This window comes from Rhizobium sp. N122, assembly GCF_002211295.1.
Classification (GTDB): Bacteria; Pseudomonadota; Alphaproteobacteria; order Rhizobiales; family Rhizobiaceae; genus Rhizobium.
In genome coordinates this window covers 173,791-195,341 of sequence record NZ_LOKU01000023.1, presented here as the reverse complement: position 1 = coordinate 195,341, position 21,551 = coordinate 173,791, and the positions used below count along the sequence as shown (strand labels likewise).

General features: G+C 62.9%; 16 protein-coding genes. 5 read left to right on the top strand and 11 right to left on the bottom strand.

The genetic code is table 11. From position 1 onward, the window contains the following. Positions 1 to 120: 120 nt before the first annotated feature. Positions 121 to 441 (bottom strand): 2Fe-2S iron-sulfur cluster-binding protein, encoded by a 321-nt coding sequence (locus ATY75_RS17725; RefSeq protein ID WP_088938589.1) that lies wholly within the window; start codon positions 439 to 441, stop codon positions 121 to 123. 201 nt (positions 442 to 642) lie between these two features. After that, positions 643 to 1,026: an Hpt domain-containing protein gene (locus ATY75_RS17720; RefSeq protein ID WP_003569019.1), complete on the bottom strand. Its 384-nt coding sequence runs from the start codon at positions 1,024 to 1,026 to the stop codon at positions 643 to 645. A 464-nt stretch (positions 1,027 to 1,490) separates the two neighbouring features. Here ATY75_RS17720 and ATY75_RS17715 point away from each other — a divergent pair, with 464 nt between their 5' ends. Both ATY75_RS17715 and ATY75_RS17710 read left to right on the top strand, forming a co-directional pair. Next, a complete protein-coding gene (locus ATY75_RS17715; protein WP_088938588.1) occupies positions 1,491 to 8,492 on the top strand; it encodes a hypothetical protein in 7,002 nt (2,333 codons plus the stop codon). Between the two features lie 121 nt (positions 8,493 to 8,613). After that, complete coding sequence (locus tag ATY75_RS17710; RefSeq protein ID WP_088938587.1) at positions 8,614 to 9,174, top strand: cysteine hydrolase family protein; 561 nt, start codon at positions 8,614 to 8,616, stop codon at positions 9,172 to 9,174. A gap of 39 nt (positions 9,175 to 9,213) precedes the next feature. Here the strand turns inward: ATY75_RS17710 and ATY75_RS17705 are convergent, their stop codons facing one another. Both ATY75_RS17705 and ATY75_RS17700 read right to left on the bottom strand, forming a co-directional pair. Continuing rightward, positions 9,214 to 9,714 carry an AAA family ATPase gene (locus tag ATY75_RS17705; protein ID WP_088938586.1) on the bottom strand — a complete coding sequence of 167 codons (501 nt, stop codon included), beginning with the start codon at positions 9,712 to 9,714 and terminating at the stop codon, positions 9,214 to 9,216. Between the two features lie 144 nt (positions 9,715 to 9,858). Beyond that, entirely contained in the window at positions 9,859 to 10,608 is a 750-nt protein-coding gene (locus ATY75_RS17700; protein ID WP_088938585.1) for an aminoacyl--tRNA ligase-related protein, read from the bottom strand. 368 nt (positions 10,609 to 10,976) lie between these two features. Here ATY75_RS17700 and ATY75_RS17695 point away from each other — a divergent pair, with 368 nt between their 5' ends. After that, complete coding sequence (locus ATY75_RS17695; RefSeq protein ID WP_064838662.1) at positions 10,977 to 11,852, top strand: D-alanyl-D-alanine carboxypeptidase family protein; 876 nt, start codon at positions 10,977 to 10,979, stop codon at positions 11,850 to 11,852. A 110-nt stretch (positions 11,853 to 11,962) separates the two neighbouring features. Here ATY75_RS17695 and ATY75_RS17690 read toward each other — a convergent pair whose 3' ends face one another. From ATY75_RS17690 to ATY75_RS17670, 5 genes are all read right to left on the bottom strand, one after another. Beyond that, on the bottom strand, positions 11,963 to 13,216 hold the full coding sequence (locus ATY75_RS17690) for a sensor domain-containing diguanylate cyclase (protein ID WP_088938584.1): 1,254 nt from the start codon (positions 13,214 to 13,216) through the stop codon (positions 11,963 to 11,965). 147 nt (positions 13,217 to 13,363) lie between these two features. Further along, positions 13,364 to 13,975 (bottom strand): ABC-type transport auxiliary lipoprotein family protein, encoded by a 612-nt coding sequence (locus ATY75_RS17685; RefSeq protein WP_088938583.1) that lies wholly within the window; start codon positions 13,973 to 13,975, stop codon positions 13,364 to 13,366. A 24-nt stretch (positions 13,976 to 13,999) separates the two neighbouring features. Beyond that, a complete protein-coding gene (locus ATY75_RS17680) occupies positions 14,000 to 15,370 on the bottom strand; it encodes an MlaD family protein (protein ID WP_064838665.1) in 1,371 nt (456 codons plus the stop codon). An 8-nt stretch (positions 15,371 to 15,378) separates the two neighbouring features. Next, entirely contained in the window at positions 15,379 to 16,218 is an 840-nt protein-coding gene (locus tag ATY75_RS17675; protein ID WP_088938582.1) for an ABC transporter ATP-binding protein, read from the bottom strand. Position 16,219: 1 nt separating this feature from the next. Then, positions 16,220 to 17,389 (bottom strand): MlaE family lipid ABC transporter permease subunit, encoded by a 1,170-nt coding sequence (locus tag ATY75_RS17670; RefSeq protein ID WP_172599170.1) that lies wholly within the window; start codon positions 17,387 to 17,389, stop codon positions 16,220 to 16,222. A gap of 98 nt (positions 17,390 to 17,487) precedes the next feature. Between ATY75_RS17670 and dgcA the strand changes: the two genes are divergently transcribed. Continuing rightward, on the top strand, positions 17,488 to 18,471 hold the full coding sequence (gene dgcA, locus ATY75_RS17665; protein ID WP_088938580.1) for an N-acetyl-D-Glu racemase DgcA: 984 nt from the start codon (positions 17,488 to 17,490) through the stop codon (positions 18,469 to 18,471). On the opposite strand, the gene ATY75_RS17660 is transcribed toward dgcA, so the two are convergent. Then, positions 18,423 to 19,640 carry an MFS transporter gene (locus ATY75_RS17660; protein WP_088938579.1) on the bottom strand — a complete coding sequence of 406 codons (1,218 nt, stop codon included), beginning with the start codon at positions 19,638 to 19,640 and terminating at the stop codon, positions 18,423 to 18,425. The genes dgcA and ATY75_RS17660 overlap by 49 nt on opposite strands. A 164-nt stretch (positions 19,641 to 19,804) precedes the next feature. Beyond that, positions 19,805 to 20,617, bottom strand: a complete 813-nt coding sequence (locus ATY75_RS17655; protein WP_088938578.1) for a UDP-2,3-diacylglucosamine diphosphatase — start codon at positions 20,615 to 20,617, stop codon at positions 19,805 to 19,807. A gap of 172 nt (positions 20,618 to 20,789) precedes the next feature. Here ATY75_RS17655 and ATY75_RS17650 point away from each other — a divergent pair, with 172 nt between their 5' ends. Continuing rightward, positions 20,790 to 21,539 carry a phosphoglycerate mutase family protein gene (locus ATY75_RS17650; protein ID WP_088938722.1) on the top strand — a complete coding sequence of 250 codons (750 nt, stop codon included), beginning with the start codon at positions 20,790 to 20,792 and terminating at the stop codon, positions 21,537 to 21,539. Positions 21,540 to 21,551 lie beyond the last annotated feature (12 nt).

The window sequence follows — 21,551 nt, the reverse complement described above, 5'->3', positions numbered from 1 at the left end:
CCGAAGCCGCGGATGTTCCTCCCTCATCCGTAGGTAATGCGCCCGCCTCGCCTCGCTCGCACCAGCGCGCGAGGCGTCTTTTTTCTGGATCCTATTTCGGCGAAGGTGAAGCGCAGGCGCTTAAGCCTGGCGCTCCGGCACATGCACCACGAGGCCGTCATAGGCAGCCTTCATGCGGATCTGACAGGACAGCCGCGAGGTCGGGCGCACATCGAAGGCGAAGTCGAGCATATCCTCTTCCATCGCTTCCGGCTGGCCGATCTGCTCGGTCCATGCCTCGTCGACATAGACATGACAGGTCGCGCAGGCGCAAGCGCCGCCGCATTCGGCCTCGATGCCGGGCACCGAATTGCGCACGGCATTCTCCATGACGGTGGAGCCTTGGTCGACGTCGAGGTCGAAGCGCGTGCCGTCGAAGGCGACGATGGTAAGTTTGGGCATCAGGACTGTTTCCGGTCTTCAAATGATGGGCGGATTTTCTTCCGACAATTCGACGCTTCAGTCAACATCGGGAAAGTCGCCATAACCTCGCAGATCGCGCCCTCGCCCGCCGTCTTCAAAGCGTCATGGAAGACGTCGCAAAAAGACCCGCGGTTCCGCAATGGAACAACGGGCCTCATTTGAACGCATCTAGAACAGGGATCAGCCGCGGCAGAGCTTCAGGATGAAATTCTCGGCGTCGATGACGGCGGCACCGAGCGCAGCCGTCGCACCGGCGTCACCGCCGGTTTCCTCGACGGCTTCGGCCGTCTGCGACACGCGGAACGCGCCGACCGAGCTTGCCGCGCCCTTCAGGCGGTGCGCCGCCGCGCCGACCCGGATGGTTTCGCCGCTCGCAATATCCTGCAGACATGCGCGAGCCTGGCGTGCAAACATCTGAAGGACTTCAATTTCCAGCGACTTGTCGCCCATCGTCTGCTTGGCGAGATGGACGAGATCGATCGGCCGGACCTTGGAGGGACAGGGTCCCTTTGCATTATCCGGCGCCTCGAATACGATGTTCAATGCTGCCATCTGAGCTGCCATTGCCAATTCTCCCGTCTCGTGTCGTGCGCTGTTGCAACAGTTCTGCGTCAGGAGGGTGGCCATCGCGTTAAATTCCGGCACATCCGGGCCGGAAATCTCGCCATATGGTTAATGTCCGTTAAATATCCCTAAATTATTGGTTTTTAAGCACTGCCGCGGATTCAAAGATGTTAACAACGAGTTAACGAGCCTTGAATCTCAAGCCTTCATTAATTGTGTGAAGAGCCCAGATGTGTCACTACGATACTGGTGGAGCGGGTTTATGGTACGCGCCTTTGCCGAGCGAGTGGATAATGGTAGTGTTTTGATACCTTCCGTTTGAAAAAGCGGCTATCCACTCTGAAATGACATGCTTATCCGTCCGTCGTTAGGATGGAAGGCTGAAACGGCAAAGTTGTTCCCCGGGTGAGGCGGAAGCCCGGGATTGCGTTGCCGGACCGGCCGACAGTAACGAGGCATAACCAATGGCGAACAACAAATATAACGAGTCGATTGAGGACAAGGCGTTCAAGGCATTGGACGAGGCGCTCCAGATCGACTTCGGCAAAGATAACGTGCCGTCTCGCCGCGGCGACGCGCCTGAGGCCCCGGAGGCTAATGTGTCTGATCCAGTGAATGCGCGTAACCAGCAGGCCCAGGAAGAAGCGCAGCGCCGCAACCGCCGCGGTGGCGCTGGCGAACAGGCTTCGAGAGGGCCGGCTTTCACGCCCGCCAACGATGCCAGCCGCAACACGCCCGCCTCGATCCTGAAATCCTTCGACGGTGCTTCCAGCCGCTCGGCGATGCGCACCGCAACGCTGTTCTCAGTGCTCTGGGTCATGGGCGGCCTCGGCCTGATGTCGCTGCTGTATGCGCCGCAGATCTGGCAGATCCGCTCGCTCGCCGATCTCGTTGCCCTGCCCGGCGTCATTGCCGGCCTCGTCGGCATCATCATTCCGGTGATGATGTTCTATGCTTTCGCCATCATGATCGCCCGCGCCCAGGACATGCGCAACGCCGCCCGCTCCATGGCGGAGGTCGCATTGCGCCTGGCGGAGCCGGAAACCATCGCCTCAGAGCGCATCATGACCGTCGGCCAGGCCGTGCGCCGTGAGGTCTCGGCCATGAACGAAGGCATCGAGCGCACCATAGCGCGTGCGTCCGAGCTCGAAACGCTCGTCCATTCCGAAGTCAATGCACTGGAGCGCTCCTATGCCGATAACGAGTTGCGCGTCCGCGGTCTCGTCCACGAACTCGGTTCCGAGCGCGAGGCGATCGTCAACCATGCCGACCGCATCCGCACCTCGATCGGCAGCGTCCACGACCAGTTGAAGGAAGAGCTGTCGCTTGCGACCGAAGAGATCGCAGTGCGGCTTTCCACATCTGGCGAAGCCTTTGCCTCGCTGATCGATACGCGCGCGGCGACGATTTTGGAAAAATCCGACAACGCCCTGCAATCGATCGGCAGCCTGCTCGCCGCCAAGACCGACAGCCTGTTGCAGACGTTGAACGCATCGGGTTTCGCGCTCGCCACCGAATTCGACAACCGTCTCGAAGCGCTCTCCGTCAACCTCAATGATCATGGCGAAAAACTGCTCAGCCAGTTCGAGACGCGCGCCTCGACCATGGACAGCAGCACCGAGAAGCTGAATGCCGCGCTGCACGAGCGCACGCAGCAGCTCAGCGAAATCCTGATCGCCCGCACCCGCGAGATCAACGAGAGCCTGACATCAGGCGAACGCACCATCGGCGGTACGCTCGACGATGTGCTGTCGAAGCTGAACAGCGCCCTCGATGAGAAGGGCGCAAGCTTCCGCCAGAGCCTGCAGAGCTCGGCTGACGACGCCGTCATGGATCTCGACGTCCGCTCCGGCTTCTTCGAAGAGCGGCTGCAGACGACCGTTGCCCAGTTGTCGACCGCCTTCGACGAACGTGTCGCCGAATTCACCAGCGCCTTCGACAAACGCACCGGCTCGCTTGACACCAAGCTGATGGAGAGCCTCGCCCGCATCAACGAGACGCTGACCGGCGGCTCGGAGTCGATCGACGGTATCCTGAGTTCCAGCATCGACCGGCTCGGCTCGTCGATGACCGATCAGTCGCTGGCGCTCGCCACCGCGCTCGCCACCGGCCATGAAATGCTGGAAAGCGCGCTCGGCACCCGGGCGGACGAAATCACCACTGCGCTCAGCAGCCGCACCGGCGAACTGACTTCGGCACTGCAGAGCGCTACTTCGGACATCGCGCTGACGCTTGCATCCGGCACTTCCGAGCTGCAGAACAATCTGCAGACGCGCTCGGCCGAATTGCGCGACACGCTGCGCACCACCACCACCGATCTGACAACCGCCGTTGCCGAAGGCACCGAGCGGGTCACGTCTGCCTTCGGCGGTCGCGCCGAGGAACTGAGCGGCGTGCTTTCGGCGCGTGCGGCAGAAATCAGCGAGGCGGTCGGCACGGCCCACAGCCGTATCGACAGCGTCATGGCAGAGCGCGGCGGCGCGCTCGTCGAGGCGCTCACCGCCCATCACGGTCGCTTCGAGGAAGCGCTGACATCACGCTCCGATGCCATCATCAACGCCGTGTCCGGCACGCACGACCGCCTGGCCGAAACGCTCGACGAAAAGGCCATGGCTCTCGCCATTTCGCTCAACGAAAACCAGGCCCGCATCGAAGATACGCTCGAGACCCGCTCCGCGGCCCTGCTAAACGCCGTCGCCGGCACCCATGACCGCCTGTCCGAAACTCTGGACAGCAAGGCGGCCGCCCTGACCACCTCGCTCGACGAGCGCCATGCCCGCATCGAGGATGCGCTGGGAGCGCGTGCCGAGGCGCTGCTGAACACCGTATCCGGCACGCGCGACCGTCTTGCCGAGACCCTCGACGAAAAGGCGGCGGCCTTCGCCATCTCCTTGAACGAGAGCCAGGCGCGCATCGAAGACACGCTCCAGACCCGCTCGGCCGCTCTGCTGAACGCAGTCTCCGGCACCCACGACCGCCTGTCCGAGACTCTGGAAGGCAAGGTGGCAGCTTTTGCAACTTCGCTGAGCGAAGGCCAGACCCGCATCGACGAGACGCTCGAAACCCGCTCCGCCGCGCTGCTGAACGCCGTCTCCGGCACGCATGACCGGCTGTCCGAGACACTGGACGACAAGGCGATGGCGCTCGCCATTTCGCTGAACGAAACCCAGACGCGCATCGAGGATACGCTGCAGACCGGCTCCGCAGCCCTGTTGAATGCCGTCTCCGGCACCTATGAGCGCTTGTCCGAAACGCTGGACGAGAAGGCGATGACGCTTGCCATCTCGCTGAATGAGAGCCAGTCGCGGATCGAAGACACGCTGGAAGCGCGCTCGGAGGCTTTTCTCAAGACTGTGTCCGGCACGCATGACCGTCTTTCGGAGACGCTCGACGAAAAGTCGGCAGCCATCGCCGCCTCCCTGGACGAGGGTCGGAGCCGCCTGCAGGACACCCTGGAGAGCCGCTCGGCATCCATCCTCAGTGCGGTCTCCGCCACCCACGACCGCCTGTCCGAGACGCTCGACGACCGGGCGATGGCGCTGGCCATTTCGCTGAACGAAAGCCAGAGCCGTCTCGAAGAGACGCTGACCTCGGGCGCCGAAGCGATCACAAACGCGGTCTCCGGCACGCATGACGGCCTGAACGGTGTGCTCGACCGCAACGCCGCGGCCATTGCCACCTCGCTGAGCGAAGGCCAGGCCCGCCTCGAGGAAGCGCTGGGGCACCGCACCGCTGCGATCATCGGCGCGGTAACGGCAACGCACGACCGGCTCACCGATACGCTCGACGAAAAGACCATGGCGCTCGCCATTTCGCTCGACGACAACCAGAGCCGCTTCGACAGCGTGCTCGAAGCGCGCAGCAACGCCATCATGGAGGCCGTTTCCGGCGCCGAGTCGCGCGTTGCCGGCGCCTTCACCGACAAGACCGATGCCATCCGCGCCGCCTACACCGACAACCAGCAGCGGCTCGAAAATGCGCTTTCCGAACATAGTGCCGCCCTTTCCGGCGTTCTGGACGCCGGCGGCGCCCGCTTCGAGGATCTCGTCGGCGGTCTTACCGGCCGCATCGAAGGTCGTCTGACCGATGCCCATACACGGCTCGGAGGCCTCGCCGACGAGGCCGCGGCACGCATCGAAGGCGGGCTTACCTCTGCCCATGAGCGCATCCGCACGACGCTTGAGGATCGCGCCAACGCCATCGACCTGTCGCTGAACCAGGCGCATGCGCTGATCAATGATACGCTCACCGAACACGCGACCAGCATCGGCACCTCGGTGGCGACCAGCGTCAGCATGCTCGAAATGTCGCTGGAAGACCGTGAAGCCGCGATCCGCCAGGCGATCGATGCCAGCGCCCAGACGTTGGAAGACCGCATGCACGCCGGCGCCGGCCAGATCGCCGGCCGCTTCCAGGAGGCGGCAAATGCGATTTCCAGCTCCACCCAGAATTTCTCCGCTCAACTCGATCAGTCTGTGGAAAGCCTGACGGGCCGTTTTGAAGAAACCGGATCGCGTGTCGAAGCCGGTCTTGCGGCGATCGAAACGCGCATCCGCGACGGCGTCGGCGGCGTTGCCGAAAAGGTCGAAGCCGCCAGCGGCCAGCTCTCCGGCGTGCTTGCCGACGGCATCTCCCGTTTCGGCGCGCTCAGCGACGACGCCAACAGGCGCATCTCGTCGACGCTGGAAGGCAGTGCCGCAAACCTTACTCAGGCCATCGACAGCCGCACCGCTCATCTGGCCGAGACGCTCGATAGCCGCGCCACCAGCCTGACGGGCGCCATCGAAGGCCGCACGGCGAACCTTGGCGAAACCCTCGACCGCGGCAATGAACGCATCGAGGAACGTCTCGCCACCATGGACCGTGCGTTGACCGTCGGCCTCGAGGCCGTCAATCGCACCATCGAAGGCAAGGCCGCGGGCCTCGCCTCGACGCTGCGCAGCGCGGTTGCCGAAGCGGCGCAGGAAATGGAAGGCGAAGCGACGAGAACCACCGAACTGCTCGGCAAAACCGGCCAGCAATTCGCCGTCGATCTCAATGCCAAGAGCGACGAATTCACCCGCACCATGGATGAGCGCTCGTCGCAGATCGTCACCCGCGTCACTGAGGCCCAGAGCAGGCTCGCAAGCCAGGCCGCCGCCGTCGCCCAGACCTTCTCGGAAGCCGGCAACGCCATCGTCAACAAGGTCGCCGAGGCCGAGACCATCGTCGGCACGCAGGTCAATGCCATCTCCAAGGCGCTGTCGGATGCCGGCCAGTCTCTGGAGACGCGCGGCGATGCCATCCGCTCGACGCTGTCGGGAGCCGGCAGCGAGATTTCTGCCACGATGGCGGATGTCGATCGGGCGCTCGAGGCCCGCAGCAGCGCTATCCGCTCCAATCTCGAAGAACGCGCACGCGAGATCGATACGACCTTCTCCGAGATCGACCGGGCGCTCGAAGCACGCGGCAATTCGATCCGCGCGACGCTCGACGAACGCACCCGCGACCTCAACTCGATGCTGGCAGGCCGTTCGGTCGAATTGACGCGCATCCTCGACGAAACCGCCCGTCCGATCATCGACCGCTATACCGATGCCGGCGAGCAGGCCGCCGCCCGCATCACCGCCGCCGCCAACCTCAGCGCCGATCGTCTGCGCGCCGAAAACGAAGCGCTCGCCAGCGCCGTTGCCGCCCGCACCGAGAATGTCGCCAATGCCGTCAGCGCCATCGAAAACAGCCTGGTCGGCAACGTCAACGGCCTCGTCGAGCGTATGTCGGAAAGCAGTGCGGCGATGGCGATGATGATGAACCGCGCCGCCGAGCAGTTGTCCAGTGTCGACAGCCGTCTCGGCGAGACCACGACGCGCTTTGCCGACTCCACGACCAAGGCTGCCGAGATGGTCAACGCCTCGACCCGGCTTCTCGAAGGCAAGGTCGACCGTCTTTCCGACATTTCGGGCCAGACGCTGTCGCAGGTCGGCGGCATCATCGGCCGCTTCGACGAACACTCCAAGGTCCTGACCCAGGCCTCGCAGCTTCTCGGCGCCGCCCAGTCCAACCTCGCCTCGACGCTCGAAGAGCGCGAAGGCGCGCTGCAGGCGCTCTCCGTCAGCCTGGTCCAGCGCTCCGACGAGATCGAAAAGACCATGCGCGGCCTCGGCGGCATGATCGAAACGGTGTTCGAGCGGGCGGAGCAGCGCTCCAACCAGGTCACCGGCAATCTGCGCCAGGGCGTGCAATCCTCTTTTGCCGATATCGGCCGCATTCTCACCGAAACCGAGAAGCGCGCCCAGGAAGCGGCCGAGACGATGCGCGAAGCGATCACCCGCGCCGGCGACGAGGCCAATACGACGATCGACGGCACCTTCGCCAATGTCGAGCGCCGCTCCGGCGATCTCTCCAACCGCATTCGCGGCGGTCTGACGGCCTCGCTGTCGGAAGTCGAGCGCATGCTCGGCGAAGCCGGCCGCGCCTCCGACGGCGCCGCCCAGAACATGCGCGAAGCGTTGCGCGAAGCGATCGACGATGCCGTCGGCCGCTTCTCCGGCGCCACGGATGATATCCGCCGCTCCGCCGCCGACATCCGCAACGAGCTCGACGCCACCCGCGCCGAATTGAAGCGCGGCGCCTTCGACCTTCCCGAAGAAGCCAAGGAAAGCGCCTCCGCCATGCGCCGGGCGGTTGCCGAGCAGATCAAGGCGCTCCAGGATATCTCCCAGCTCGTCGGCCGCTCCAGCCAGCAGCTTGAGATCTCCGAGCCCGTCGCCCGCACGCTCGCTCAGGCGCAGCCGGCCGCGCGTGCCGCCCAGCCCCCCGCAAGCCAGCCGGTCGCCAGCCAGCCGGTCGCAGCCCAGCCGCAGCAGCCGGCGGCGCGTCCGCCGATCGAAGCGACGGGCCTGCGCGGAACGATCGCCCCGTCTGCACCGGCCGCCCCCCAGCGCGCCGCTCCGCAGGCTGCCCCTGCCCAGCAACCAAGCCGTCAGGAGCCGGCTCGTCCGGAAAGCGGCGGCTGGATCAGCGATCTCCTGCGCGGCGCATCGCGTGAGGAGGCCGCCGACGAGGCGCCTGCCCGTAGCCCGGCGCGACCGGCGGAAACCGCCGCACCGGCCGCGCGCAGCAATGACAGCCGCAATCCGCGCCACGTCGTCGAATCACTGAACTCGCTCTCGGTCGATATTGCCCGCGCCATCGACCACGACGCCTCGGTCGATCTCTGGCGCCGGTACCAGCGCGGCGAGCGCGACGTCTTCACCCGCCGCCTCTACACGCTGAAGGGCCAGCAGACCTTCGACGAGATCAAGCGCAAATACGACCGCGAACCGGAGTTCCGCACCGCCGTCGACCGCTATATCGGTGATTTCGAAAAGCTGCTCGCCGACGTCGCCCGCACCGACCCGAACCAGACTGTCACACAGTCCTACCTCACCTCGGATACGGGCAAGGTCTACACCATGCTCGCCCATGCGGCCGGCAGGCTCAGCTGAGTTTGCCGATCTGAACTGAAGCTCAGGGAAAGCCGCTTGAACATGTGTCAGGCGGCTTTTCGCGTAATACGCCAGTGCGAGCAAAATCTCTTTGGCGACAAGCAAGGAAAACTTCCCCCAAATGACCCAGGCTCTTCTGATCATCGACGTGCAGAATGCGATTCTCTCCGGAAAAGCCTCGCCGGAGCGGCAGCCTCAGATTGATGCCGCACTCGACGAGACCGTCGCGCGACTGGCCGCGCTTCAAAAGCAAGCCCGGCAAGCAGGCGCGCCGGTCGTGCTGGTCCAGCATGACGGCGATAGCGGCCATCGCCTGGCCGTCGGCACGCCGGGATGGGCGCTGCGCCAGGAGATTGCGCTGGGAGCAGGCGAGGTCGTCGTGCGCAAGAAAAGCGCCGACTCCTTCTTCGAGACCGACCTCGCCGAATGCCTGGACGAACGCTCGATCACCCACCTCGTCATCGGCGGCTGCATGTCGCAATTCTGCGTCGACACGACGGTCAGGCGCGCCGTCTCGCTCGGATATGGCGTGACGCTGATTGCCGACGGTCATACCACCGGCGACACGGCCACCCTCACCTTCTCTGAGATCGTCGCCCACCACAATGAAACGCTCGACGGTTTCGACGCGGGCCAGGCGACGGTGGAAATCCGCCCCGCCGCCGACATTGCCTTTTCATAAGGCTCGGCATGCCCGAGCTGAAATCAAATCAGTCGGGCATCAATTCCCGAGCCTGACGATCAGCGCATCGACGATCTCTTGCACACTCCTCGCAGCCGTATCAACAACGATCGGCCTCGGCCCCCAGTCTTCATAGACGTGCTCGACGATTTGCGGCCATGTCGGTTTGATAAGACCTTCGACGTCGGTTTTGCGCGTCTCGGCCCGGCGGCGATGTTCGGTCTTGTCGGAACAGATTACCTCGACCTCGGCCGCGATCACGCCGGAGCGCGCAGCGACCGCCAGCCAGGCCTCGCGGGTTATGGTCAAAGGGTTGACCGAATCTGCGACCACCGGCCTGCCGAGCGTCAGATTATCCTGCGCGATGCCGTAGGCGACGACATAGCCTGCCGGGCCGATGTCATGGGAAGAGTCGCCCGACGTTCTGATTGCCTGTTCGATCGTATCGACCCGCACATGCACGGCTCCGAGCCGGGTCGCGAGGGCGCGCGAAATAGTCGTCTTTCCACTGCCCGGCAAGCCGCCGAAGATCACCAGCATGGTCTCTCACCCGTTTGTGAATATGCGGCGGAGAAGCCGGACCGACTTGTCCGGCCTCGTCCATCCCTTATTTGTAGAGGAGATGCATGCCAAGGCAAGCAGAAGTAGTCTGCCATAGCAGACTGACGCCTTTGCCGCCCTGTCCTATCTGTCGGCTGCCATGCCCCAATTGTAAACGCATCGATCGAGACCGATGGCGATTTCCAGCACGAGGACATCGTGGTCGACGACCGCTCCCTTCTTCGGCTGCGACCGGTAGCGTTGCGGAAAGTCCGTGCGCCGTGAGATCGAGCAGACCTCCATCCACTTGTCGCCGTTGTCGACCTCGATATCCATCGTCACCTCGGAATAGGCCGGCAGCCGGTCGGAGGCCACGATCCGCGTCGGCAGATGGATCAGCGAGGAAATCATGCGGCGCACCGGTTCGAGGCAGGCGGCGTGATAGTCGTTGCCGCTGTCGGCGGTGAAGGCGCATTGGAATTCCAGCTGCCAGAACTCCTTCAGCCGCATATGTTTCGCCGGCTGCTCCTGCTCGCGGCGATAAGACCGGCCCGCCTGCCAGACGCAAAGCGGCAGTCGCGTCTTCGAGTGATTTCCGAGAATATGCTGCATATAGGCATAGGTCGACGGCGTGGTCTCCGGTCTCAGCACCAGCGCGGTATCGCCGGTGGAGAGCTGCTCCTGAATCCAGATGTCGGAGTTCGAATAGGCGCTGGAAACCAGTACCCGCGGCATCAGTGCCGGTGCCTCGACCCTTCGCACATCCCAGGCCGGATTGACCGATTTGAGAAAGCTGCGGACCTCTTGCGAGAAGAAGGCGATCATATGATCGCGCAGATGGATTTCGCGCTCCTCCCAATGGACGAGCGAACTGACATGATAAAGATTGAGCACGGTGCCTGTCTCCCTGGCAGCCTTGATTGACGTGGTGGGGGCTTTACGTCCAGCGGTGCGCCGGACGCCCACAGCGCCCAACGTCACAGCAGGACGCGGAGACCTCGTCCGTCAAAAGCGCGCACAATCGCGACCTGCAGGCAGGTGCTGAATTGGCAGGAGAAGGAAGCGCGCTTCATGGTCATGATGAATTTTCTACGTGCCGCCCGTGCCGTTGTCAAAGGCCAAGACGGCGAGACAAAATGAATCAGCTGTGGATGGGGCTTTTTTATTGCCGTCCGTCCTTCATTTCGTCACAAACTTTCTCGATCGGCTTGCGTTTAGCCGATTGCTCACCCGACCGTCCAACGACAGAGACAGTAACATCGATGACCAAGACGACCTCACGGCTCCTTGCCACCGCGCTCTCTTCAGCCGTGCTCATGGGCGCTTTCACGCTGGCTCAAGCCGGCCAGGCAAGCTTCGTCGTCGATGCCCAGTCCGGTCAGGTTCTCGAAGCCTCCAATCAGGACGTCCTGAACTATCCGGCATCATTGACCAAGATGATGACGCTCTATCTCGCCTTCGAGGCCCTGCATGGGGGACGCCTCACCTGGGACCAGAAACTGACCATGTCGGAAAATGCCGAGAGCAAGGAGCCCTTCAAGCTCGCCGTCGGCGCCGGCCGGCAGGTGACGTTGCGCGAAGCGGTCGAAAGCATCGTCGTTCTGTCTGCCAACGACTCTGCCGTCGCGATTGCCGAACAGCTCGGCGGCTCCGAACTGGCTTTCGCCACGACGATGACCGACAAGGCGCGCCAGCTCGGCATGACGAATACCGTCTTCAAAAATCCCTCGGGCCTCCCCGATCCGGAGCAGGTGACCACGGCGCGTGATATGGCGACCCTCGGCCTCTCGCTGATGCGGGATTTCCCCGAGGAGTTCAAGCTCTTCTCCATGCGTGGCTTTCAGTTCCGCGGCATGAAGCTGCGCGGTCACAACAACCTCATGTATCGCTATGACGGCGTCGACGGCATCAAAACCGGTTATACCGATGCATCCGGCTATAACGTCGTAACGTCGGCACTGAAGGATGGCCGCCGCGTCGTCGGCGTGGTCATGGGCGAGAAGACCGCGAGCCTGCGCGACGACAAGATGGCAGGACTGCTGGACAGCACCCTGTCTTCCTCATCGAACGCGACAGCTTCGACAACGCCAGGCAACCAGCCGGGAGTGACGATGACGGATACGCAGCCGACGAAGTAGGCTGCTGTCTGAGAGTGGTTTTTGATGGAAGCGCAGAACCGCTCTCGCTTTTTGTTTTTACGCAATTGCGGACAGAAAACCGCTTCGCACTTTTCCTGGAATTGCTCCAGCTATCTGAACGCCACTTCCAGGTGCTGCCGGTCCTGGGCGATCACCCTGCAATTCGTTTCGAATCCTTCGCCCTTGATGGCAAGAATGAACTCGGAAGGAATGCCGGCCGAATTCGAAACCGAAATGCCGGCGCTTTCCGAGCCGATGGATTTAACGGTGCAGTCGATGGTCGAGCGTCGATCGTTGAACAGGATCGAACCTGCCTTCAGCACCCGCCGCCGCGCGCCGATGGCGTGGTCGGCGTGGATGGAACTCCATGACACGCAACGATTCCGTCCCGCATGCTTGGCCTGATACATCGCGGCATCCGCCTGAGCCAAGAGCGTTTCGATCTCCTTGCTGACCATCGAGAGCGCCGAGGTTCCGAAGCTCGCCGTGACGTTCAAGGCGCCGTGATCGCCGCGAATGGGCTGCGCGGCGATGGCGGCTCTGAGTTTCTCTGCGACGGCGACAGCTCCCTCCCGATCGACATGTGGCAGGACGACGGCAAACTCCTCGCCGCCAATACGCCCGAACAGATCGCCGGCGCGAAGGGTCGCTTTGCAAATCGAGGCTACCGTCTTGAGAACCGCGTCTCCCGCGGCATGCCCATAGGTATCGTTCACCTGCTTGAAATGGTCGATATCGAAAGCGATGCAGGACAGGTCATGCTGGTGCCGCAAGGCAATCGAAATGAGTTGATCAGCCTCCTGCTTGAAGGCGCGCCGCGTCATCGCCTCCGTCAGGCTGTCGGTGGCAGCCGACTGCACAAGTTCGAGACGGTCCATCGCCGCCCCCGCCAGTTCCTCAAGAATACCGAGGTCTCTGCTGCCGAACGATCTTGGCCGGCGATCGATCGCGCATACCGTTCCGATCATGTGCCCGGCCTTCGTTCTCAACGGCACACCCGCATAGAAGCGGATATGGTCCTCACCGGTCACCGCGGAATGTTTTGAAAAGCGGGCATCCTTGGTGGCATCCTGCACGATGACGGGCTCGTCACAGTCGACGACGCAGCGGCAGAACGTGTCCTCGAGCGACACCTCATCGGCCGACAGGCCGGAACAGGCCTTGTACCATTGCCGGTGTCCATCGATCAGAGAGACGATCCCGATGTCGATCGAAAAGATCTGCTTTATCAGGCGGACGATCCGCTCGAAGCCTTCGTCCCTCGGCGTGTCGAGGAGATCGAGCTGCTGCAACGCAGCCAGGCGCTCGCTATCGCGCTGTATCGCTTCCGACGACGACTTTCCGAATACGCGTGCGACCACCATGCAGCATGCCTCCTGACAGCGATAACATGATGCGTTCCACAAATTCGTGAAGAAATTGAATACGATGGCAGCCGCAGCCTCATGGCGCCAAATATTTTTTAGTATCGGCAACCCTCGATGTCGACGCAGCGGCCGCGCAACGCCATCTCAGATTGAACGCAGCGTCCAACTGACGATCTCGGAGGCAACCGTCGAGAAGGCGCGGTCCAGGCTCTTGACGAACCCGTCATTGTCGCCGCCGGCCGGGGCCGTGGCGCGGAACACCTTCTGGGCGCGCACCGAGCCGTTGCGGTCGTTGAGAATCTTGGCGGAGATTTCGACCACCGCCTGGTTGCCGTTCGACGCATCGATCTCGAAGGATCGGATATCGGTAACGACCTGATAATCGATCGCCAGCCCCTGCCCCGGCATGCCGACGCCGCCGAGCTTGCCCGAGTTCTCGAAGGCTTCCACCAGCTTCGACTGCACCATGCGCGGCAGCTTGTCGCCCCATTGCGCCCGCGAGAGATACTGGATTTCCGAAGGTCCAACACGGATGACGATTTGCTCGCTGCCGAGCGCACTCAGCGCCGTGGGCGGTGCGATCAGGATCTGGCGCGATTTGGCCCCGGGTCCGTCGCCGTCGACGGCGGCAGACAGGTCATAGGTATCGTTCTTGGCCGCGGTGCCGCACCCGGAAAGGATCAACGCCGTCAGCGGCAGCGCGATCACCGTTCCCCTGATCCAAGAACGGCGCGACAACAGATGCGATGCGACCATATTAGGCTACCCCTGACTTCCCAGTTAACGCCGCGTCCGGCCGTCATATTGCTTGACCGTGTCCCCGCCGAAGATCAGACGTTGCGGATTGCGGTCGAAGTTTGTGATCGTGTCGTTCAGATTGTTCACGGTTCCGCGCATGTCGTTGACGAGCGTCTGCACGTCGCGCAGGCCGCCGCTGGAGAATTTCTGCAGATTGTCGGCGATCGGCCCGATGCGCGCATTCAGGTTGTCGGCGACCTTCTTAAAGGATTCCAGCGTATCGCGCGCTTGCGCGAACATCGACTGCGTATTGTCGGTTCCGAGCAGCGCATCGACTTTGATAAGAATGCCGTCGATCCGGGTCGAGGCAGAATTCAGCTTGTTGGCAAGCTGCGAAACGTCCTGAATCGTCTGGTCGATATCTTTCTGGCGCGACGAAACCGTGTTGGCGACATCGCGGATCGAGGCGACGGCGGCACGTGCATCCTTGGTGGCCTGCGCGATGTCGTCGACAGAGCCTTTCACCTTGGCCGGGTCGATCTGGGCGACGAGCGTGTCGACGCGGTCGAGCGTCGCCTGGGCCTGCTTGCCGAAATCGTTGAAGGTGGTGGCCGTCTGGTCGAACTTCTGGATCGCCCCCTTCAGGTCGCCGGAGGCATCGGCGACATTGGCGGTGATCTTCTCGGCGTTGGAGACGATGTTGTCGATCTTCTGCGCGTCGACCGCCTTGACGAGCGATTCCACCGCTTGAAGCGTCGAATCGACCCGCCCGGAGACCGCCTTCACCGTGTTCGAAAGCTCACCGACGCTTTGCAGGAAGGCGTCGATATTGCCGGAATTCTTGGCAAGCGCATCCGAGAAGGTCTCGGCATTCTTGAACGTCTGGGTCAGCGGCGCGCGTGAATCTTCGATGAATCCCTGAAGTTCGCCGACCGCGTCATTGGCGCGATCGAGGATCTTGTCGGCGGTCGCCAGAAGATTGGTGACGCTCGACTGGTCGGCGACGATGACGGCGCGTTTGCCGTTGTCGATCGCGTGCTGGAGGATGCTTTCCTCGCCCTTGCGGCCGCCGGACAGTTCGATATAGGCGGCGCCGGTCAGGCCCTGAATTTCAAGGGCGGCCTTGGTCGACGGGTAGATCGGCGCGTCGGTGCGCACCTGGGTGAAAGCCAGCGAATATTGCGGATCGTCGGCATCGATCGACAGCGTCTGCACCGAGCCGATCTGAATGCCGTTGAAGCGCACCGGCGAGCCGACGCTGAGGCCGTTGGCCGAGCCCGGAATACGCACGATCAACTCGGTCATCGGGCCGCCGCGGCCGTATTCGGCCATCCAGTAGACGAAGCCGAAGGCCGCCGCGATCACCAGCACCGTGAAAAAACCGACAATCGTGTAATTGGCTTTGGTTTCCATTTATCCGGTCACTTCCCGCTGCTGCCGTGCCGCGCGCCATCATTCTGCGGCACGATCGAGCGCGCCCGCTTACCTTTGAAATAGGCCTGCACCCACGGATCGTCATAGGCCAGCATGTCGTCGATCGTGCCTTCCACCATTACCCGTTTCTTTCCGAGCACGGCAATACGGTCGCAGACCGAGAACAGGCTGTCGAGGTCATGCGTGACCATATACACGGTCAGTCCCAGACTATCGCGCAGGTTGGCGATCAGTTCATCGAACTCGGCCGCGCCGATCGGGTCGAGACCAGAGGTCGGTTCGTCCAGGAAGACGAGTTCGGGATCGAGTGCGAGCGCCCGGGCAAGAGCTGCGCGCTTGATCATGCCGCCGGACAGTTCGGACGGGTATTTGTCGGCGGCATCGGCGGCAAGCCCGACCATGCGAATCTTCAGATGCGCCAGTTCGTCCATCAGCGAGCGCGGCAGGTCGAGATATTCGCGCATCGGTACCTGGATGTTCTCCTTGACCGTCAGCGACGAAAACAGCGCGCCCTGCTGGAACAGCACGCCGAGCCGCATGTCGAGCGCGTTGCGCTGCGGTTCGTCGAGTTCGTCGAAATCCTGGCCGAGGATCTTGATCGTGCCGGAGCGGCGCGGCAGCAGCCTGAGCACGGTGCGCATCAGCACCGATTTGCCGGTGCCCGATGCGCCGACGAAGCCGAGGATCTCGCCGCGATAGATATCGAGGTTGAGATTGTCGAGCACGACCTTGGAGCCGAAGGCGACGGTGACGTCGCGCGCCGACAGCACGATGTCCCTTTCGTTCCTGTCTTCCGTTTCGATCGGTTTTTCCACGCGATTCGCCATGCTAGAAGTCGATCGCTGCATAGAACATCGCAAAAAGGCCGTCCATCAGGATGACCACGAAAATCGCCTTCACCACCGCGGCGGTGACGTGCTGGCCGAGCGATTCGGCGCTGCCGCCAACCTTGAGCCCTTCGACGGCGGCAACAATGCCGATGACCAGCGCCATGAACGGCGCCTTGATCATGCCGGAGAGCACCGTCGACAGCGTCACTGCCTCGTGCAAGCGCGACAGGAAATTGGCGAAGGTGATGCCGGAATAGCCCCAGGCGACGGCCGCCGCGCCGGCGAGCGAGGCGAAATTCGCCAGCACCGTCAAAAGCGGCAGCGCGATGGTCAGCGCCACCAGCCGCGGAAAGATCAGCACACCGATCGGGTTCAGCCCCATCACCTTCAGCGCGTCGATCTCCTCGCGCATCTTCATCGAGCCGATCTCGGCGGTGATCGCGCTGCCCGAACGGCCGGCGATCATGATCGCCGTCAACAACACGCCGATTTCGCGCAATTGCAGAATGCCGACGAGATCGACGACAAAGACCTCGGCACCGAAATAGCGCAACTGGAAGGCGCCCTGCTGGGCAATGATCGCCCCGATCAGAAACGACATCAGGAGGATGATCGGAACGGCGCGAACGCCCATATGGTCGATCTGGTTGACGATCGAGGCCGGCGAGACGCCGCTGCCGCGGCCGAACTTCATCTGCGCGCCGCGCACCGCCGAGCCGAGGATATACATGGCGGCGGCAAAATTGTCCCAGACGTCGTAGGTCATCCTGCCGATCGGCGCGAGGATGCGCGCGGCAAGCGAGACCTTCTCCCTCTGCTCGGGCTCCGGTTTGGCCGGCTCCTCGGAAAACATCGCCAGCATTTCGTCGATATGCGGATTGGTGCCTTCGAAGCGGACGGTCCGTCCGGCCGCCTCCTCTTCCTTCTTCAGCCGGCACAGCAACCAGATCCCGGCAGTGTCGATATCGGTAATGTCGGAGAGATCGACCGTCAGGTCGCCGGCCTTCTGATGCAGCAGCTTCTCGAAGTCGCGCAGCACGAAATGCACATAGGCGCTGCGCCAGTTGCCCTTGAGACGCACATGCTGCCCCGAACCATCGGACTGGTCGTCCACATCTAGTGAGGCAACGTTGCGATTCTCGGCGTTCAAGATACTTATGTCTTTCAAGGCTTACTGCGACATTGCCGACTCGGCGGATCCTTCGTCGCCCGGCGCGTCAATATACAGAAGCAACGTGCGATTTCCATGCTCACAGGACAGCAATAATGCCGCGCACCCTCGATATTCAGATGAATTCCTTTCCGATTGCCGGGACCTTCACCATCTCCCGCGGCGCCAAGACCGCGGCCGAGGTGATTACCTGCACACTCGCCGAAGACGGTGCGCAAGGGCTTGGCGAATGCGTGCCCTATCGCCGCTACGGTGAGACCATGGAGAGCGTGTTCGCCCAGATCGATGCCGCGCGTCCGCTGATCGAGGCCGGGCTCTCGCGCCGCGACCTCTTGTCGGCGATGCCGCCGGGTGCGGCCCGCAACGCCGTCGATTGCGCCCTCTGGGACTTTGAGGCGAAACGAACGGGTGAAAGTGTTGCCGCCCGTCTCGGCCTTGCCGATCTGAAGCCGCTCACCACCGCCTATACCATTTCGCTCGGCGAGCCGGAGGTGATGGCCACCCAGGCCCGCGAACATGCCGGCCGCGCCCTGCTGAAGGTCAAGGTCGGAACCGGCGACGATGAAAGCCGTATCCGCGCCGTCCGCGCGGCCGCGCCCGATGCAACAATCATCCTCGACGCCAATGAGGGCTGGCCGGAAGCGGTGCTGGAACGACATCTCGACATCGCGGCGCAAGCGGGTGTGGCTCTGGTCGAGCAGCCGCTGCCGGCCGGCCGCGACGCTCTGCTTGCCGAAATCCGCCGCCCGCTGCTCGTCTGCGCCGACGAGAGCGTTCACCACACCGGCGATCTCGCAAGCCTTGCCGACCGCTATGACGCGATCAACATCAAGCTCGACAAGACGGGCGGGTTGACGGAGGCCTTGGCGATGAAGGCCGAGGCGGAACGGATTGGTTTCAGCATCATGATCGGCTGCATGGTCGGCACCTCGCTTGCCATGGCGCCGGCCGTGCTGCTCGCCCAGAACGCCGACTTCGTCGACCTCGACGGCCCGCTGCTGCTTGCCCGCGACCGCGAACCCGGCCTGCGCTACGCCGCTTCCCTGGTTTTTCCGCCCGAAAGCACGCTCTGGGGCTGAAGGTAATAGGCTGAAATGACGAGGCCGAGGCCGGAGAACGCGACCAGCGCCATGACGTAATAGCTGACGACGCCGAGCCAGGCATAGAGATAACCCGACGCCAGCGTCATCAGCGCCATCGCCATGCCGACATAGAAGAAGTAAGCGCCCTGCGCCGAGGATTCCTGCGTCTCCTGCACCGTCGCCATGATCCGCCGCTGCACCCCGGTATGCACGAAGGCATAGGTGAAGCCGTGGAAACATTGCAGCAGGAAAAACCCGGCAAAGCCCGCATTCATCGGAAACAGGATCCAGCGGCAGACGCTGACGGCACAGCCGAAACGGATCAGCGTCCAGGCATCGAAGCGCCGGTTGAGACGCTTCGACAGAAAGAACACCGTCACCTCCGAAGCAACGCCGGCGCTCCACAGCAGGCCGACTTCTGTGCCGGAAAAGCCGAGATGATGCCAATAGATCGACGAAAACGCGTTGAGCACCGCGTGGCTCGACTGCTGGATGGCGACACCGATCAAGAGCAGCAGCAAATGCGGCTCGCGCAGCCCGCCGCCGGTGGCAGCCGGAATGTTGATCGGCTGGCCGCGCCGGCGTGTCGGCCCGATGCGCGGGCAGAAGATCGCCACGACAACGGTCGTGGCAAAGCCGAACACCATGACATCAAGCACCAACCCGCCGCCCCACCGGCTGATCAGCTGACCGCCGACCAGTGTCGAGACGATGAAGGCAATCGAACCCCAGACGCGCATCGATCCGTAATCGAGCCCCCAGCGGCGCACGCCCGAGATGACGATCGATTCGACGACGGGCACATAGGGCGCGAAGGTGGCGCCCTGCAGCGCATAAACGATCGCCACCGGCCAGAAACTCGTCGTCCAGAACAGCGCGATCGCCGTCAGCAGCGACAGGCCGCCCGACCAGAGCAGCACGTCGGCGCGCTCCTTCAGACGGTCGGCGATCATCGCGACGACAGGCGCCACCAGCACGCGAACCACCATCGGTATGGCGAGGATGATGCCGATCTCATGGTCGCTGAAGCTGTGGGTCGCGAGCCAGACGGGAAAGAACGGCAGGACGATGCCGTTGACGAGCAGCGGCGCGCAATAGGAAAGCGCGCTGAGCAGCCGGAAGCGTGGCGGCGCTCCCTCACTCGGGGACTGTTGGGCGGGAATCATTGGTGGACCTGAAGGAAATTGGTCGTTGTCCTAACACACCACCCTGGAGGCGCCTATTGCGAGAAATAGCCCTACTGAAACGTTTTAGAAAATAAATACAGCCTGTCGCCCGACGGTAACGGGTAAGTCGGTGGAGCGCGGGCGCGGGCCCGGCGATGCCGATATCAGGCTGCCTGCGGGGCCAGTTCGCCTTCATCGCGCATTTCAATGGCGGCAAGCGCCGGCACGCTGCTGGCGAGCGCCCGCCAGGTGATCAGTTCGAAGGTGCCATCCTCATGCTCGGCGACTGCCGTGCAGCTTTCCACCCAATCGCCCGTATTGATGTAGCGGATGCCGTCCATGTCCTGGATGATGGCATGATGGATGTGTCCGCAGATCACGCCGTCGGCGCCGCTTTTGCGCGCTTCCTCCGCCACGACGCGCTCGAACTCGCCGATGAAGTTGACGGCATGTTTGACCTGCAGCTTTGCCCAGGCCGAGAACGACCAGTATGGCATGCCGAGGCGGCGGCGCACGGCCGCCAGCAGGAGGTTGATGCGGATTGCCGTGTCGTAGGCCCAGTCGCCGAGATAGGCGAGCAGCCGGGCATTGCGGACGACGACGTCGAATTCGTCGCCATGCAGGATCAGATATTTTTTGCCGTCGGCGCCGTCATGCATCATGCGGTCGACGACCTCGATGCCGCCGAAATGCATGCCCGGGAAGTCGCGCAGGAATTCGTCGTGATTGCCGGGGATATAAACGACGCGCGTGCCCTTGCGCGCCTTGCGCAGCAGCTTCTGGACGACGTCGTTGCAGACCTGCGGCCAGTACCAGCTGCGCTTCAGGCGCCAGCCGTCGACGATGTCGCCGACCAGAACGATCGTATCGGCCTCGTGGTGGCGCAGGAAATCTAGGAGGAAATCAGCCTTCGCGGCCTTCGAGCCGAGATGGACATCGGAAATGAAGAGCGTGCGGAAATGTCTGGGTTCCATCATGTCTATCACGAGCGTCGCTCATGCCCCATCTTTCATCTCACCTTCCAAAACCAGACTCGTGTTTCAGGAAGATGACAGGTTGCGGAAAAGCCGGCGCGGTGGCGATGTTGCCCTCTCCATCGGGCACGTTCATGATGACGGCGATTCCAGATCCGACACTGCGGGATGGCTGATGCGCCTCTTTCTCGTTCGCCACGGCGAATCTCTCGGCAACCTCAACGAACAGGCCTATCGCCAATTCGGCGATCACAACGTGCCGCTGACTGAGTGGGGCCATCGCCAGGCGGTTGAAGCCGGCGGGGCCATCGCCTCCTATCTGAAGGCATTGCAGCGCGCCGATTTCGGCAAGCTGCAGATCTGGTACTCGCCATTCCTCAGGACACGGCAGAGCAAGGATGCGTTGCTCACAGCCCTGCCGGAAAGTGCCGTCGGCGAGATCCGGGAGGATTACCTGCTGCGCGAGCAGGATTTCGGCCTCTTCACCGAAATCTATGACCATGCCGAACAGAAGCAGAAGTTTCCCGAGGAATTCGAAAAATGGGCAAGGCTGCGCAGCAACAGCGGCAAATTCTACGCCCGGCCGCCGGATGGCGAGAGCCGGGCGGATGTGGCCCAGCGGGTGCGTCTCTTCCTGCAGACCGTCATGCGCGACGCTGAGAATAGCGACCACAACGTCGTCATCGTCGGCCATGGCGTCACCAACCGGGCGGTCGAAATGAATTTTCTGCACCGCCCCGTCGAATGGTTCGAACGCTCCGACAATCCCGGCAATGCCGATATCACACTGATCGAGGGGACGCGCTCGCAAGGATACCAATCGATCCTGCTGCACCAGGCCGCCGACCGGCAGCCGGGACAGGAAGGTGAGTTGCGCGATGCCTATGGCGCCGATGTGACGATCACGCCCAAGGCCGGTGGATAGGTTTCTGGCGGG